The sequence below is a fragment of the Solitalea koreensis genome, assembly GCF_900182575.1.
GTDB classification, from domain to species: Bacteria; Bacteroidota; Bacteroidia; order Sphingobacteriales; family Sphingobacteriaceae; genus Solitalea; species Solitalea koreensis.
This window is the reverse complement of sequence record NZ_FXSZ01000004.1, coordinates 206,879-223,363: the sequence shown is the minus strand read 5'-3', so window position 1 is coordinate 223,363 and position 16,485 is coordinate 206,879. Positions and strand designations below refer to the sequence as shown.

Genomic DNA, 16,485 nt, shown 5'->3' with positions numbered 1-16,485 from the left:
AGCTCTTATTTTTCCAGCATGACCATTCCAAAACTTTACGAGCTTTATAAAAAACATCCACTTATTTCTACTGATACAAGAAAAATCACTGCGGGATGTATTTTTTTTGCACTCAAAGGAGACAATTTTAACGCAAATGAATTTGCAAACCAAGCTATTCAGCAAGGTGCTTCTTATGCAATAATTGACGACAAACAGTATAAGGTGGATGACCATTATATCTTGGTAGAGGATGTATTACAAACCTTACAAGACTTAGCGCACTACCACCGAAGCCAGTTAAACATTCCCTTTATTGGAATAACCGGTTCAAACGGTAAAACTACCTCAAAAGAGCTCCTTAACTCGGTTCTTTCTCAAAAGTTTAAAACTTATGCTACACTAGGAAATCTAAATAATCACATTGGGGTTCCTCTTACAATTTTGTCAATCGACCCTAGCATTGAATTGGCAATCATAGAAATGGGAGCCAATCATCAAGGTGAAATTGCAAGCCTAAGCGCTATTGCCAATCCTAATTATGGCATTATTACCAATGTAGGAAGAGCTCATCTTGAAGGTTTTGGTGGTGAAGAAGGCGTAAAAAAAGGGAAAAAAGAACTTTTTGACCACTTAAAGAAAAATGAAGGAATTGCTTTTATTAACCGCGACAGTGCTAATCTGGTAGAAATGGGATCTGAATTAAAAAACATTGTTTTTTATGGCAAAAACAATGATAATTATGTTTCAGGACGAACATTACCAGGAGAAGAAGTGACATTGGAATGGAAAGATAGCACATCCAACGACTGGCAAAAAGTTCAATCTAACCTTGTTGGTGACTATAACTTTGAAAATATACTTGCAGCCATTTGTATTGGACACTATTTTGAACTAACTGAAAAGGAAATTAAGACAGGGATTGAAAGTTACATCCCAACAAATAACAGATCACAAGTTAAACACACCGAAAAGAATGTCTTAATCTGCGATTATTACAATGCCAACCCTAGCAGTATGCAAGCCGCAATTGGCAATTTTGCTAAAACTGAAGGAAGCGATAAAATGCTAATATTAGCTGATATGTTTGAATTGGGAGTATACAGCAAGGAAGAGCATCGAAAAATAATTGATCAACTTTTAGTTAACGGTTTTAAAAATGTTTACCTTATTGGAAAAGATTTTTATGCTGTAAAGAAAAACGAGTCATTCAACTACTTTGAAACGACCAATGAAGCTCTTGATGCAATCAAATCTCATCCTCCAATTAACCAGCTTATTTTAGTAAAAGGTTCTCGGGGAATGAAACTAGAAACATTGATAGATTACTTATAAAAAAAGTCCCGTGAAATTATCACGGGACTTTTTTATGGAATATTGTTAAAAGATATCTGGAATCCTCCTGTTTATTTCTTTTCAATCCGAATTCCTATGTCTGCAATTTCTAAAAGGGGTTCATCTCTCATATTTTGCTCTAATTCAAAATGATATTCCCCTGGCCTTAAGAAATTAATTTTATCTGTTAAAAACACTCTACGAGCATATAAATTACCAGATCCATTGCCTAGCCAATGACCGTCCTGTTCTGCTAATTTCACTTCAATCCTTCGTTTTTCAACTTCTTTCTGACCAGGCGCTTGAACAGACATCAGCAGGAAAATATTTGAATAACGATAATCATCAGTATGCCTAAGGTTCAAAAACACATTGTAAATACCCGGTGTTTCAATTTTAACGTTAAAATCAGCTTTATCATGAAAAGACCAACCTTTTCTATCAATATTCTTGTTATCATCGAAAACAGCTGAATCCGAACATGAAACACTAATTATTGATGTGATTAAAATCAATGAAAAAGCTTTAAAGAAACGAAATGACATACTATTCTGTCTTATTATTACTATTTGGTTTGCTATTGTTATTATTACGAGAACGATTTCTGTTTTGTGGCCTCCGCGATCGATTATTTACAGCAGATTCACTTGAATTTGCGGATGCTTGTCCAGGTTGTTTTGCTGTATTTTGTTGAGGCTTAGGTGTCGTACTCTGCAGGGGCCTTGGCGTACTTTGCTGAGGTCTTGGCGTATTTTGAGGTTTTACAACCACAGGATTTTCAACTTGCCCTTCCGCAGTTTTTACATCTTTTCCACCCTTACCTTTACTGCGTTTCTTTTTCTTCTTCTTGTTACGTTCATCAAGTCGGGTTAGCGAATCCTGACCGACTACGTTTTCATAGTCATGTACTGCAACTTTTGGTGCGCTTACGACCAATTCCATTTCTTTCAGATCGGCAGGTTTTTTACCCATCTTATTCATCTGAACGATTTCTTTAACCTTATTAACGTCTAAAGGAATCCAGTTTTCTTGGCCAATGAAACTAAACCACATTACTTTTTTGAAAATGTCAGTCTTTTGAAGTTTAGCATATCCTTTTTCTGTTTCTAGCCTATCAACATTCTCTGGAATATCTTTCAATGCATCAATATAACTATCTAATTCATAATTAAGACAGCATTTCAGTTTTCCACATTGACCGGCGAGTTTCAGTGTATTTAAAGAAAGATTTTGATAACGGGCGGCAGCCGTTGATACGGTTTTGAAATCTGTTAACCAAGTTGAACAACAAAGTTCACGCCCACAAGAACCAATTCCGCCTAAACGGCTTGCTTCCTGGCGCATACCAATCTGACGCATTTCAATACGAATCTTAAAAGACTCGGCCATCCTTTTAATCAATTCACGAAAATCCACGCGATCATCTGCAGTGTAATAGAAAGTAGCTTTCGAACGGTCACCTTGATAATCAACATCACTAAGCTTCATACTCAAATTAAGTTCCAAGGCTAATTTACGAGCCTTGTGCATGGTTTCATTCTCAAGTAATTTTGAGGCCGTCCATTTTTCGACATCTGCAGGAGTTGCTTTGCGAAGAATCTTTTTTAACTCAGCATCGTCTTTTACACCCTTCTTTTTCATTTGCATACGCACCAACTCCCCGGTCAGCGTAATATGCCCGATGTCATACCCCCCTTGATTTCCTTCAACAACAACCAGCTCACCTGCTTCGAGATAAACATTATTGGTGTTGATATAAAAATCCTTTCTAGAACCTTTAAATCGAACTTCTACAATATTAAAAGGCTTATAATTAGCCGGCATGTCCATATCTGACAGCCAGTCGTAAACATCTAATCTACTGCATCCTCCATCGGTCAGACACGAACCGTTGCTTTTGCAACCGGCAGGTGAACATCCGCCTGAAGAGCAAGAACTACATCCCATATTTTCTATTTATATATTGAAATCAGCGTTTAATTTAAGCCGCCGATTGTTGCTTTAGATAACGGTTAATTTGCAAAGATACATCTAAAAATAAGATTTTAGGGTTAGCATTGCGTTCAATATGGTAGATAGCCTCTTCAAAAGTTCTAATAAGGCTACCTCCGTTGTTCAAGTTAATCAAATTTGAGAACTTTTGAACAAAATCCAGCTCTGCTCCTTCTAAATGAATTAAATTATTGGAGTTACTGTTCACCAATAAACAGTCGCGAATGATATTTAATCCGTAACGTAAAAAGTTTTTTTGTTTCTCTCTGCCAATTTTTGAAAAACCTTCCACCCATTTTACCATTGCTGGGCCATCACCTTTATAGCATAATCGCATCCAATCAGCAAATGATCCTGTTTCTTCACTTTCCTCTTCGTTAAACACATCCAGTGCCGTAGCCATATTACCATTTGCCAAGTATGCAATTTTACCGGCCTTGGATTTATCACAGTTGAATTTTTCTATGAAATAATCGGCAATATCATTCTTTGAGAGCTTGTTAATTTTGATTAATTGAGTACGAGACAGTATGGTATTCAGTATTTGCTCACGGTTTTCAGCAACGAGCAGAAATAATGTCTTATGAGATGGTTCTTCTATTACTTTAAGCAGCGAATTACCCTCTGAACCTAAAAATTCAGGCAACCACATGATTAGGACCTTAAATTCTGATTCAAATGGTTTTAAACTTAACTTTTGAATAATAGAATGGCATTCAGCAATGTTAATATTAGGCTGTTTATTTTCTACATCCAGGTATCCGAGCCAATTATTAAGGGTTAAATAGGGCTCTGCGGCAATGGCTTTGCGCCATTCTTCAATTACATCAACGCAGGTTTCCACTTTATTGGTTTTATTGGCAATAAATGGATACGAGAAATGAAGATCAGGGTGTATGAGCTTAGTATATTTGCGACACGATGAACATTCGCCACATGAATCATCAGCCTGTTTGTTTTCGCAAGCGATATATTGCGCGTAAGCAACAGCCAAGGCCAAACTTCCGGAACCTTCAGGACCTAAAAATAACTGTGCATGACTGATCCTATTCTCAGCTGCCGACCGAATTAACTGTTCTTTTACGGTTTTATTCCCTACAATGTCTTTGAATTGCATGTTGGTAAAGTTCTAAAATCTAAGTTCTATTTCCTAACAACATTATGAATATGATAAAAGACATTGTATTCCGATAATTTAGCATTTTTGTAAAAAAATCTATGGCAAGATTAATGGCATTCGATTTCGGCACCAAACGCCTTGGCATTGCAGTTACTGATCCCTTACAAATTATTGCAACCGGTTTGATGACGATTCATCCTAAAGATGCTCCTTCATTTTTAAAAGATTACCTTTCGAAAGAAGAGGTTACTCATTTCATTGTTGGAGAACCTAAACAAATGGACAGTTCTCCTTCAGAATCAACCCGACATGTGGAAGCTTTCATTAACATGTTGAAAAAGCAGTTTCCTCAAATAAAAATTGAGCGAATTGACGAGCGTTTTACCTCCAAAATGGCCAGTCACAGCATTGCCCAATGTGGTTTAAAAAAATCCGATCGAGAAAAAAAAGGCCTTGTTGATACTGTTAGCGCAGTAATTATTTTACAAACCTATCTTGATAAACGCTCGTTTGGCTTCTAATTCCCTAGTTTTATGTACTTTTGCAGCAATTATTAGGAAAGCGTGCTTTCTAGTTCTAACATGATAGTTAAATTTTAAAATGATATTACCTATTATCGCCTACGGCGACCCTGTTTTAAAAAAAGTAGCCTTACCAATCGATAAAAATTATCCAAACTTATCCGAGCTGATCAGCAACATGTTTCAGACCATGTACAATGCACATGGCGTAGGTTTGGCCGCACCACAGATTGGGCTTTCCATTCGTTTATTTATTATTGATGCAAACCCATTCGAAGAAGAGGGGGAAGAAGGCGAAAGACTAAAAGGCTTTAAAAAGGTATTTATCAACGCACAAATAATAGATCAAGATGGTGAAAAATGGGCTTTTAACGAAGGCTGTTTAAGCATTCCGGAAGTCAGAGAAGATGTTTCTCGTCATGCAAACCTTAAGATTAATTATTTTGACGAAAACTGGGTAGAACATACCGAAGATTATTCTGGAATTGCCGCTCGTATAATTCAGCACGAGTATGATCATATTGAAGGTAAATTGTTTACTGATTACCTTTCTCCACTGAAAAAAGCGATGATTAAAGGCCGATTGGATGCTATTTCAAAAGGAACAATTAAAGTTGATTATAAAATGAAGTTTCCTGCAAGAAAAAAAGGGAGATAGTTTAAGTGATCAAGAATAAAGACCAGGCATAAACAAGAAGAGCCCTATTCAATAGAATCGGGCTCTTCTTGTTTATATTCGCTCAGCTGGCTATATTAATTTTGCATTTGTTGAGGCATTACAGCATTGGGATCATCCATATCAGTAATATTCACCGCTTCAACTAAAGTAATTTCTGGAACTTCCCGTATTACAGCTTGTTCTATGCCTGCTTTCAAGGTCATGATACTCATCGGACATGAGCCACATGCACCAACTAGTTTTAACCTAAGCACATGATCGCCTGTTAACTCCAACACCTCCACATTTCCACCATCAGCCTCTAAATATGGGCGGATTTGATCCAATGCACCTTCAACTCTTGTTAACAATTCTGCGTTACTCATTTTATCAAACTCTTGTTTAGACTAAATACAAAGATAATAAAAATTATTATCCTACTAATTCTTTGTTTGCCACAGCATTTTGTATAGCCACTTGCTGAGCTACTTTCTCTGCGATATCTAGGAATGCATGAGAAAGAGGGTGATTTTGATTCAAGGAGATCGGCTCTCCAGAGTCGCCTCCCTCACTTACCGCTTTAACCAACGGAATTTCCCCTAAAAATGGAACATCAAATTGTTCCGCTAGTTTTTTACCGCCGTCTTGTCCAAAAATATAATATTTGTTATTCGGTAATTCAGCAGGAGTAAAATACGACATATTTTCAATCACGCCTAAAATGGGCACTTTTACGCCTTCCATTCGAAACATACCTGCTCCTTTCTTCGCATCGGCCAAGGCAACGTTTTGAGGAGTCGTAACAATTACTGCCCCGGCAACCGGGAACCCCTGCGCTACAGTGATATGCACATCACCCGTTCCCGGAGGCATATCGACTATTAAATAGTCAAGTTCACCCCACTCCGCATCATTAAATAATTGCTTAATAGCTGACGACACCATTGGTCCTCTCCATGGAATAGCCTGATTAGGATCTGCAAAAAAACCAATAGAAAGCAGTTTTATTCCGTACTTCTCAATAGGAAGTATTTTGTTTTTCCCTTCAACAACGGCAATGCTTGGCCGCTCTCCTTCCAAATGAAACATGATAGGTAGTGACGGGCCATAAATATCAGCATCAATCAATCCTACTTTTGCCCCCTTTTTTCCCAGACTTAAGGCTAAATTCACAGCAACCGTTGATTTTCCAACGCCACCTTTACCTGAAGCTACAGCGATAATGTTCTTAATATTTGGAAAAGTATTTGTGCCCTTAGTAGTTACTCTGGATGTCATATTAATAACTACTTCAGCATCTTTATCAACAAAATGATGAATGGCATTGGTACATGCATTTTTTATCATTTCTTTCAAAGGACAAGCTGGTGTAGTAAGAATAACCGAGAAACTGATCTTCTTATTTTCAACTTTAATATCCTCGATCATTTTAAGGGTAACAAGGTCTTTTTTCAGATCAGGTTCTTCCACATGGCTCAGAGCCGCCAAAACTTGTTCACTTGTATACATAAGAATGTTAATATGTTTATAAAATTGGCCAAAACTAACTAAAAAACGTGATAAATTGTTCTTTGTTTAAACTCCCCAAACTACAACCTTAATCCTGACTAACAATGGCTACAATGAACTTTTGTGTGCGTCCAGAAATGAAAGATATTGATAACTTATTACCTATATACCTCATATTCCAGCACAAGGGCAAACGGTTTAAGCATTTCACAGGATTAAAAGTGAAGGCAGAACATTGGAATACCAAAGAGCAAAAAGTTGCTGAAATGAATGGCCAAACTGAAAAAATGAATCATATTTTATCGGTTCAAAAAATAAAGCTATTGAATGCCTGCCAGCATATACTCAAAAGCCGTAAAGATGCCGGTATTCAAGAAATCAAAGAGGCTTTTTATAACGATCTTTTCAAAACCGGAAGCCATTTTTTTGAGGAACTCGCGCTATTTATCGAAGAATCCAAAAAAACAAAAAAAGAAAGTACTGTTTTCGTATACGAAACACTCATTAAAGACCTTAAACTGTTTGAAGATGCTGCTGATTTCCGACTCAATTTTGAAAACCTTACGGCGCAATTCTATGCTGAATTTGTTAATTTTTTAGAGCGTACGCTCAATAACACCAATAACACGATCAGCAAAAAAATTAAATCACTCAAAGCTTTTCTTTATTATGCATCTTCAAAAAATTTGATCAAAAACAGTGATTTTGAAAGCTTTGGAACAAAAACCATAGATGCCTTAAAGCTTTCACTCACAGATGAAGAGCTGGAACGTTTATACAATATCAATCTTAGCCTTAATAAGGAGCTGGCTATTGTGCGCGATATTTTTGCATTCGGCTGCTTTACGGGACTTAAGTATTCAGAAATTATAAAATTAAAAGTAGATGATGTGATTGAAGATCGGATAATTATCATCAATCAGTACACATATATCAAAACCCGTCTTCCGTTAAATAACTATGCCAGACATATACTCCAAAAATATAAACCAGAAAAAGGATATTGTTTCCCATTAGTTCAAAATGTTTATGCTAATAAACATCTTAAAACCCTGGGTAAAATGGCAGGAATCAATGCGCCTGTAAAAATCAATATCTATAAAGGCGAAGAGATTATCCAAAAAACCAAGCCTAAACACGAATTAATTACTACCGATACAGCAAGATATACCTTTGCAGCACTATCTTTGCGAGCAGGAATGCGTCCTGAGCTTCTAGTTCAAGTACTTGGCCAAAAAACCATCAACGCACTTCTGGAGTACAGTTATTTCAGTAACCCTATGAAAGACTTTGAAATGATTGATTGCTGGAACAAGAAAAATTTTTAAGTTTTGAGAGTATTTTTCAAGAGATATCGTTGGATGTTTATCATCCTGTTTTTTTTATTTTTAGTAGCCTGTGTGGCAGCCGTCATCGCTTATAACAAACGTGAGTCAATACTACAAAGTACAATTGCTAAAGTGATTGCCAAAGAGCGTCGCGAAAACGATCTGGATATCAAAATAAACAATCCTCACTTTACCGGTTTAAGTACCGTCCAAATGAATGCAATCAGTGTTGTGCCAATTGGCAAAGATACACTGCTACATATTCATGACCTTAAAGTTGGCGTACGAATTCTACCCTTACTTACCGGCAATGTAAAACTTTCAGAAGTAATACTGAATGACGGAATATTCAATTTAGTGAGCAGGAAAGGGGTTAAGAATTTTGATTTTTTATTAAAAGATAAAAAACAAGACACAACAGTAAAACATGAACTCGACCTGGGTAAACTAGCCAATCGTATTCTTAACTCAGCCTTAAATAAAATTCCAAATAATCTTTCAGTGAAAAACTTTAATGCTTCGATAACCGACGATAGTGCCCATACGGATGTTTTAGCCAAAGAAATTCTGATTGACAATAAAAAGCTTAGTTCTACTTTTATATTAAATAAAGGAGAAGCCACTTGGCATCTGAATGGCAAAGTTAACCCGGGTTCAAATGAGCTTGATGTTAAATTTTATGCAGAGGGCAAGAAAGTGGAGTTCCCTTACTTGCAACAGAAATATGGTATCAAAATGAACTTTGATACAATTGCCACCCGAATGGATGATATTGATTATAGAAGAGATAATCTTACAATTACAGGAGCTTGGTCGATTAGAAATCTTCTAATAAATCATCCTAAAATTGCTTCCAATGATATTAAAATTGAATATGGCTCAATCGATGCGGCGATGATCATTGGAAAGAATTACATTGCCCTCGACAGTTTATCGACTATTCATCTGAAAAAACTGGAAGCCCATCCATATATAAAGTACACGTTGCGACCAACCAAAAATTACCAGCTTAACCTGAAAACCGATTGGATAAACGGACAAGATTTTTTTGACTCCTTCCCTACAGGCATGTTTGAATCATTAGAAGGAATAAAGGTAAGTGGCAAATTAAAATATACTTTTAATTTTTACTTAGATGAGACGAATCCTGACTCTGTTCGCTTAGATTCTCGCCTTGATAAACAAGATTTCAGAATCACAGCATTTGGCAAAACCAATCTTCAAAAAATCAATCAGCCATTTGTATATACGCCTTATGAGTATGGCAAACCTATGCGTAACATCATGATTGGCCCTTCAAATCCAAACTTTACAAGCTACGCAAACATTTCTCCATATTTAAAAAATTCTATATTAACAGCTGAAGATGCAGCCTTTTTCAGTCATAAAGGATTTTATGAAGAAGCATTCCGCAAATCGATTGCTACTAATTATAAAGCAAAAAGTTTTAAACGCGGAGGCAGTACAATTTCAATGCAGCTTGTCAAAAATGTTTATCTGAGCCGTCAAAAAACAGTTGCTCGAAAAGTTGAAGAAATGTTGATTGTTTGGCTAATTGAAAATTTGCGACTAACAAGTAAAGAACGTATGTTCGAAGTGTATCTTAACATCATTGAGTGGGCGCCGAACGTGTATGGTGTTGGGGAAGCTTCAAAGTTTTACTTTGCAAAAACACCCGCGGAATTAAATCTTGGCGAATCAATGTTCTTAGCAAGCATTATTCCTAGCCCTAAACGATATGGACGCCAATTCTTTCCCGATGGAAGTTTAAAACCGCGTATCAGCGGATACTATTTTAACTTAATTAGCGGCTTAATGTTGAAACGTGGCCAAATTACCGAAAGCGACAAGGCGGACATGTACAACGTGGAATTAAGAGGTCCGGCTCGAAATTATGTAATTAAGACCACTGTTTTGAGTGATAGTACCATGAATGAAGAGGGGGATGAAAATGACTCCCAACAACAAATATTACAAGACCATCCGGCTCCTGTAGAATTAGAATTAGAACCTAAAAAACAAACACAAGAAATAATTAAAACCCAGACTATTGAAAAATCTGATTCCGAACAACCTAAAGAAACAAAAGCTGAACGTCGCAAAAGGCGGAAAGAAGAACAATTAAAAAAACAATAGCCAATGAAAAGAATAGTTTACTTAACATTACTTTTTTTATGGGTTACACAGGCTGCAAACGCCCAGATTACCATAAAAGGTAAAGTAGTTGAAAAAAATAATGAAAATCGTTCTATTGCCAATGCAACATTAACTATTACAAACTCTAAATTAATTTACTCCACATCAAAACTTGGAGATTTTGAAATTAAGATTCCTGCTGCTTTAGAAGATCAGGCTTTGGTAGTTTCTGCATTGGGCTACAATTCGTCAACTATTGCAATTAAATCATTGTCGAGAGAAGTCAATATTATTGGAATAGCACCGGCAATATATGAACTTAAGGACGTCGTCGTAACCGCAGCTAAAGCCAAAAAGGTCTATCTCGGCACACTTAAAAATTCAAGTTATGGCAAATTTTGTCCCTATCCGGAATTAGACCATGCTTTGTACTTCCCCAATGACAATAACATGACCGGCACCATTAAAGCGGTTAAATTTTATATCAAGCAATGCGAAAACGGAGTTATAGACGCTCCTTTCCGGGTAAAATTATTGCATAAAGACGATAGTCATGATTATCCCGGAAAAGAACTATTAAAAGATGCTATCATTGGCCATGCCGTTAAAAACGGCGCATGGGTTACTGTTGATGTTTCCCAATATAATTTAGACGTGCCTTGGAATGGTTTTTTTGTGGTTCTGGAAATTCTACCAACACAATACTATGCAGGGGAAGTTACAACCTCAGCAACTACTGACGACGATAAAAAAATTATTTTGAAACATTATCCGGCCCCTGCTATAGGATATGAAAAGCGTGAAGAGATTGCACCAATTTACTCTTGGTATAAGTATTCAGGTGACATTTGGAAACGTCAGGAAAAATACTCTTATATGATTGGTGTTGAAATCATTGCCGATAAATAATGGCTATTGAAATAGAACGAAAATTTTCAGTCCATATAGATTTATAACAACAAATAACCCTGCCCATTAAATTTCTTTAGGCAGGGTCATTTTATCCTGCCCAACCCTCTCTGTCTAAACTTCTAAACTGTATAGCCTCCGCTAAATGTTCTTCCAAAATCGAATCACTTTCAGAAAGATCAGCGATCGTTCTTGAAACTTTAAGAATACGATCATAGGCACGAGCAGAAAGCCCCAATCGCTCCATTGCTGTTTTGAGCAGCAATTGTCCTGAATCTGAGATTTTGCAAATCTGTCGCACCATTCTTGAACTCATTTGCGCATTACAGTACACTTCTTTTTCTTCATTAAAGCGTATTGATTGTATTTCACGAGCCTTGATAACCCGCTCGCGTATAATGGAACTGCGCTCTGATTTTCGTTCATCGGAAAGTTCATTAAAAGAAACTGGAGTAACCTCCACATGGATATCAATGCGATCAAGTAATGGTCCGGAGATACGGCTAAGGTACTTTTGAACAACACCGGGAGCGCAAACGCATTCTTTTTCGGGATGATTGTAATAGCCACATGGGCAAGGATTCATTGAAGCCACCAGCATAAAGCTTGAAGGATAATCCACCGAGATCTTTGCCCTTGAAATGGTTACGCGGCGTTCCTCCAATGGTTGACGCATTACCTCCAAAACCGTACGCTTAAACTCAGGCAATTCATCTAAAAAAAGTACCCCATTATGAGCTAAAGAAATTTCACCAGGCTGCGGATTCCCTCCTCCTCCAACCAAGGCAACATCTGAAACAGTATGATGTGGGGATCGAAATGGGCGGATTGTTAACAGTGCGTCGGAGGCCTGTAGCTTACCGGCAACCGAATGAATTTTTGTGGTTTCAAGTGCTTCATGCAAACTAAGCGGAGGAAGAATAGTTGGCAAGCGCTTAGCCAACATCGTTTTACCGGCTCCCGGCGGACCAATTAAAATAAGGTTATGCCCACCGGCGGCGGCTATTTCCAAAGAACGTTTAATATTTTCTTGTCCTTTTACATCGGAAAAATCAAACTCATAATTATTGATATTCTGAAGAAATTCTTCCCGGGTATTAACAATAGTTGGCACCAAATCAGATTCTCCGTTTAACAGCTTTACCACTTCGGCAATGCTCTCCACTCCATAAACTTCGAGTCCGCTAACAATGGCTGCCTCTCTGGCATTTTCTTTTGGAAGAATAAAACCTTTAAAACCTTCTTGACGGGCTTGAATGGCAATAGGTAAAGCGCCTTTGATGGCTTGTAAACTACCGTCGAGCGATAATTCACCCATAATAATGTATTTTCCAACAAGTTCGGGCTCAACTATTTGCCCTGAAGCAGCAAGAATACCCGTGGCAATAGTTAGATCATAGGCTGAACCTTCTTTTTTAATATCAGCAGGAGCCATATTCACCACTATTTTCATGCGTGGCATATGAAACTCTGTGTTTTTAAGTGCCGCTTCAATTCGCTGATAGCTCTCTTTAACTGCATTATCGGGCAAGCCAACAATAAAATACTTTGTTCCACCCGAAACGTTAACTTCAACAGTAATTGTAATAGCTTGAACCCCATAAACGGCGCTTCCATAAGTTTTTACAAGCATAAGTACGATAGATGTATTTAAGTAAAAGGTAAATAAATTAAAGAGAAATTAAAAGACAGAGTTTTGTAAATTAGATATTCATGCTGTTTTATTCATGTTAACTTCATTTCTATTAAACAGTTTTACATCAATTTTAATTAACCTCTGATGAATCGCTTTCGTGAAAAATTTCGCAACAACACGTTCTATTGGAAAGAAATTTTAGGCTTTTTATTCATTTTACTAGCCATCTATTTCATAAAACATGAACATGGAGAATTACGTGACGTAGGCGTTACATTGCATTCAAGTAATTGGCAGTACTTGATTTTAGGTATACTTTTCACCATTGTTTACCTCTTACTACAAGCGACCATGTATGTTTATAGCTTTAAAACGGTAGGGACTAACGTCCCATTCTTTCTCTCCCTAAAACTTTTTTTAAAACGTAACCTCATTAGTATTTTTTTACCGGGAGGCGGAGTAACTTCATTAGCCTTCTTCACAAAAGAAATTGAGAATAACAATGTAAGCCACACCAAGATCAATTTCGCTTCTTATATCTATGGCTTTATCGGAATACTTTCGGTATTAATTGTGGCCTTACCCGTATTAATCTATCTCTTTTTAAACCATAAACTAGCCGGCAATGAAATTGGCGCTTTCAGCGGATTGGCTGCCCTACTTCTTATTTTAGGAGGATCCACATATTCGTTCATGAAGAAAGGATGGCTTTATAAACTCGCTCTAAAATATAGCCCTGAATTAGAAGTGATGTGGCAAGAAACTGTTCTTGAACATTTCTCCAAGTCGAACTTGTTCAACACCATATTCATCTCCGTACTCATAGAGTTTGTTGGAATAGTACATTTATACGTTGCGATGTTAGCCATTGGCGTAACTCCTAATTTAGAAGCTGCAATAGTTGGATACATAATCGCCACTCTTTTTCTTATTATTTCTCCATTTCTAAGGGGCATGGGTGCAATAGAAATTTCTGTAACATTTATTCTTAGCAGATACGGCTATACTCCTGCTCAGGCTTTATCGATCACATTATTATATCGTCTGTTTGAATTTTGGTTGCCTTTATTGGCAGGAACTTTAATTTTTTTGCTCACCAAAGGAAACGTATTGCTACGAATTTTTCCGGCTATTCTCATTTTTGCATTAGGCATAGTGAACATCATTTCGGTACTTACCCCTGCTTTAAAAGACAGGGTTCATTTACTAAAAAACTGGCTACCGATGGATACCATCAATGCTTCCAATTATTTAGTATTAATTTTTGGGCTATTACTTATCATAACGTCGACCTTTTTATTAAAAGGATTAAAAAATGCCTGGTATTTTGCTGTCGTTTTGAGCGTACTTTCTTTGTTCGGACATCTTACCAAAGCTATTGATTATGAAGAAGCTATTATCGCATTTTCAGTATTAGTGGCGTTGATGCTTACAAAAGAACAATATTATATAATCGGCAATCGAAAACTTCAGAATATAAGTTTACAAACTACCCTGTTTACTTTTTTGTCAGTAGTTATTTATGGAGTAATCGGGTTTTACTTCCTTGATAAAAAGCATTTCGGTATTGATTTTAGCCTTCAGCAATCCATACTAAGTACTTTTGATAATTTCATTCTATTGAACGCAGAGGGAATAACTCCCCATACTAAGTTTGCTCATTTCTTTCTCGACAGCATTAATCTTTTAGGAGTGGCCGCTATTACTTTAGTTTGTTATGCTTTCCTCAGACCCTTTATTTTAAGCACAAAAATTGATGAGAACGAATATAGAAAGGCACAGCAACTCATTTTTAAATTCGGAGATTCAGCTGTTGACTATTTCAAAACGTACTCTGATAAACTTTTCTTTTTTAGCTTAAAGCATGAAGGCTTTGTTGCCTATCGCATAGCCAATGGCTTCGCTATTGTGCTTGAAGAACCTGTGTGCGAAAATAATAGTGATATCAAAACATCAATACTTAATGAATTTGAGCGTTTTTGTAAAACAAACGGATTAAAGCCCGCCTATTACAGAGTTGATGAATTGCATTTGGGCCCATTTCAATCGTTAGGAAAAAAGTCACTCCTCATCGGGCAAGAGGCCATTCTTGACCTTGAAGCATTTACGCTTGAAGGGAAAGCCCGGAAATCACTACGAAACGCCGTAAATAGCGTATTAAACAAGGGGTATAAGACTACCATTTATGAAGCACCGGTAAAAGATGGTGTTTTGCAGAAATTAAAACTTGTTTCTGATGAGTGGTTAGAAACAATGGAACGAGAAGAATTGATTTTTTCACAAGGAATGTTTGACTGGGATGAGCTCAAAAACCAAACCATCATTACGCTTGAGAATTCTGAAGAAAAAGTAGTTGCTTTCCTCAACATCATTCCAGATTATGTAAAAGGAGAAGCAACCTATGATTTGATTCGCAAAACCAATGACGCGCCGGGAGGGAATATGGATGTACTCATTATTGAGCTGATTAATTATTGCAAAAGCAAACAATATTCCTCACTCAACTTAGGCCTGGCACCAATGTCGGGTATTGAAAAAGCGAAAGATTTACCTGAGCAAACGATCAAATTTGCCTATGAAAAAATTCAGCAGTTTCGTCAGTATAAGGGCCTACGAGATTTTAAGGAGAAGTTTGATCCGATGTGGAAGGATAAGTACCTGGTATATGAGCATAGCTATGATTTACTTCAATTGCCCAGGGCCTTATCAAAAGTAATGAAGCCCTGAGTTTTTACATCTCCAAAACCTGTTGACTACACAATTACATTTCTTTCAACATAATCGATTAAAGAGTGGATCACTTTAATGTGAATCTCTTGAGCACGATCAGCAAATTGAGAATACGGAGCACGAATTTCAACATCACACAAGTCGACCATTTTACCTCCGTCTTTTCCGGTTAAACCTATAACAGAAATACCTTTAACTTTTGCCACTTTGATGGCATTAATCACATTTTCAGAGTTCCCACTGGTGCTGATTGCCAGTAACACATCTCCTTTATTCCCCAGTGCTTCCAGGTACCTTGAAAATACAAAAGGATAACCATAATCATTTCCGACACAACTCATATGTGAAGGATCAGAAATTGAAATTGCAGCTAACGCTTTGCGGTCATTACGATATCGCCCCGAAAGTTCTTCAGCAAAATGCATTGCATCGCACATAGAGCCTCCATTTCCACAAGAAATAATCTTGTGACCGGTCATTAAAGCCTCGGTCATTAAAAAACCGGCTTTAACAATTGTTTCAAAGTTTTTCTCATTAGAAACGAATTCGCTCAATACATCAAGAGCCTCTTCGAAATGGTTTTTTATCTTGTCCAAAGCGATAATTGTAATTTGTTATAGACAAAATTAAGT

The 16,485-nt window shown here is 37.0% G+C and carries 14 protein-coding genes; 7 read left to right on the top strand and 7 right to left on the bottom strand.

The window, feature by feature from the left end:
* Nucleotides 1-18: 18 nt before the first annotated feature.
* Nucleotides 19-1,314, top strand: a complete 1,296-nt coding sequence (locus FN756_RS08255) for a UDP-N-acetylmuramoyl-tripeptide--D-alanyl-D-alanine ligase (RefSeq protein ID WP_142603189.1) — start codon at nucleotides 19-21, stop codon at nucleotides 1,312-1,314.
* Nucleotides 1,315-1,385: 71 nt separating this feature from the next.
* On the opposite strand, the gene FN756_RS08250 is transcribed toward FN756_RS08255, so the two are convergent.
* Genes FN756_RS08250 through FN756_RS08240 form a run of 3 tightly spaced genes read right to left on the bottom strand, consistent with a single transcriptional unit; the run spans nucleotide 1,386 to nucleotide 4,423 of the window.
* Nucleotides 1,386-1,859: a gliding motility lipoprotein GldH gene (locus FN756_RS08250; protein ID WP_142603187.1), complete on the bottom strand. Its 474-nt coding sequence runs from the start codon at nucleotides 1,857-1,859 to the stop codon at nucleotides 1,386-1,388.
* A gap of 1 nt (nucleotide 1,860) precedes the next feature.
* On the bottom strand, nucleotides 1,861-3,261 hold the full coding sequence (gene ricT, locus FN756_RS08245) for a PSP1 domain-containing protein (protein WP_142603186.1): 1,401 nt from the start codon (nucleotides 3,259-3,261) through the stop codon (nucleotides 1,861-1,863).
* 34 nt (nucleotides 3,262-3,295) lie between these two features.
* Nucleotides 3,296-4,423: a DNA polymerase III subunit gene (locus FN756_RS08240; protein ID WP_142603184.1), complete on the bottom strand. Its 1,128-nt coding sequence runs from the start codon at nucleotides 4,421-4,423 to the stop codon at nucleotides 3,296-3,298.
* Nucleotides 4,424-4,524: 101 nt separating this feature from the next.
* On the opposite strand from FN756_RS08240, the gene ruvX reads away from it, so the two are divergent.
* On the top strand, nucleotides 4,525-4,947 hold the full coding sequence (ruvX, locus tag FN756_RS08235) for a Holliday junction resolvase RuvX (RefSeq protein WP_142603182.1): 423 nt from the start codon (nucleotides 4,525-4,527) through the stop codon (nucleotides 4,945-4,947).
* Nucleotides 4,948-5,026: 79 nt separating this feature from the next.
* Complete coding sequence (gene def / locus FN756_RS08230) at nucleotides 5,027-5,605, top strand: peptide deformylase (protein ID WP_142603180.1); 579 nt, start codon at nucleotides 5,027-5,029, stop codon at nucleotides 5,603-5,605.
* 95 nt (nucleotides 5,606-5,700) lie between these two features.
* Here the strand turns inward: def and FN756_RS08225 are convergent, their stop codons facing one another.
* The gene (locus tag FN756_RS08225; RefSeq protein ID WP_142603178.1) at nucleotides 5,701-5,991 is read right to left on the bottom strand and encodes a NifU family protein; all 291 of its coding nucleotides are present in this window, start codon (nucleotides 5,989-5,991) and stop codon (nucleotides 5,701-5,703) included.
* A 46-nt stretch (nucleotides 5,992-6,037) separates the two neighbouring features.
* The gene (locus tag FN756_RS08220; protein ID WP_142603176.1) at nucleotides 6,038-7,114 is read right to left on the bottom strand and encodes an Mrp/NBP35 family ATP-binding protein; all 1,077 of its coding nucleotides are present in this window, start codon (nucleotides 7,112-7,114) and stop codon (nucleotides 6,038-6,040) included.
* A 113-nt stretch (nucleotides 7,115-7,227) separates the two neighbouring features.
* Between FN756_RS08220 and FN756_RS08215 the strand changes: the two genes are divergently transcribed.
* From FN756_RS08215 to FN756_RS08205, 3 genes are read left to right on the top strand one after another with little or no spacing between them, the layout of a single operon-like run.
* The gene (locus FN756_RS08215) at nucleotides 7,228-8,442 is read left to right on the top strand and encodes a site-specific integrase (protein WP_185955227.1); all 1,215 of its coding nucleotides are present in this window, start codon (nucleotides 7,228-7,230) and stop codon (nucleotides 8,440-8,442) included.
* A 3-nt stretch (nucleotides 8,443-8,445) separates the two neighbouring features.
* Nucleotides 8,446-10,578, top strand: coding sequence for a biosynthetic peptidoglycan transglycosylase (locus tag FN756_RS08210; protein ID WP_246085449.1), 2,133 nt, complete (start codon nucleotides 8,446-8,448; stop codon nucleotides 10,576-10,578).
* Between the two features lie 3 nt (nucleotides 10,579-10,581).
* On the top strand, nucleotides 10,582-11,487 hold the full coding sequence (locus FN756_RS08205) for a carboxypeptidase-like regulatory domain-containing protein (protein WP_142603173.1): 906 nt from the start codon (nucleotides 10,582-10,584) through the stop codon (nucleotides 11,485-11,487).
* Nucleotides 11,488-11,578: 91 nt separating this feature from the next.
* Here FN756_RS08205 and FN756_RS08200 read toward each other — a convergent pair whose 3' ends face one another.
* Entirely contained in the window at nucleotides 11,579-13,120 is a 1,542-nt protein-coding gene (locus FN756_RS08200; RefSeq protein WP_142603171.1) for a YifB family Mg chelatase-like AAA ATPase, read from the bottom strand.
* Nucleotides 13,121-13,267: 147 nt separating this feature from the next.
* Here FN756_RS08200 and FN756_RS08195 point away from each other — a divergent pair, with 147 nt between their 5' ends.
* Nucleotides 13,268-15,850, top strand: coding sequence for a phosphatidylglycerol lysyltransferase domain-containing protein (locus FN756_RS08195; protein ID WP_142603169.1), 2,583 nt, complete (start codon nucleotides 13,268-13,270; stop codon nucleotides 15,848-15,850).
* Nucleotides 15,851-15,876: 26 nt separating this feature from the next.
* Here the strand turns inward: FN756_RS08195 and lpcA are convergent, their stop codons facing one another.
* Nucleotides 15,877-16,449, bottom strand: a complete 573-nt coding sequence (gene lpcA, locus FN756_RS08190) for a D-sedoheptulose 7-phosphate isomerase (protein WP_185955226.1) — start codon at nucleotides 16,447-16,449, stop codon at nucleotides 15,877-15,879.
* Nucleotides 16,450-16,485: the final 36 nt, after the last annotated feature.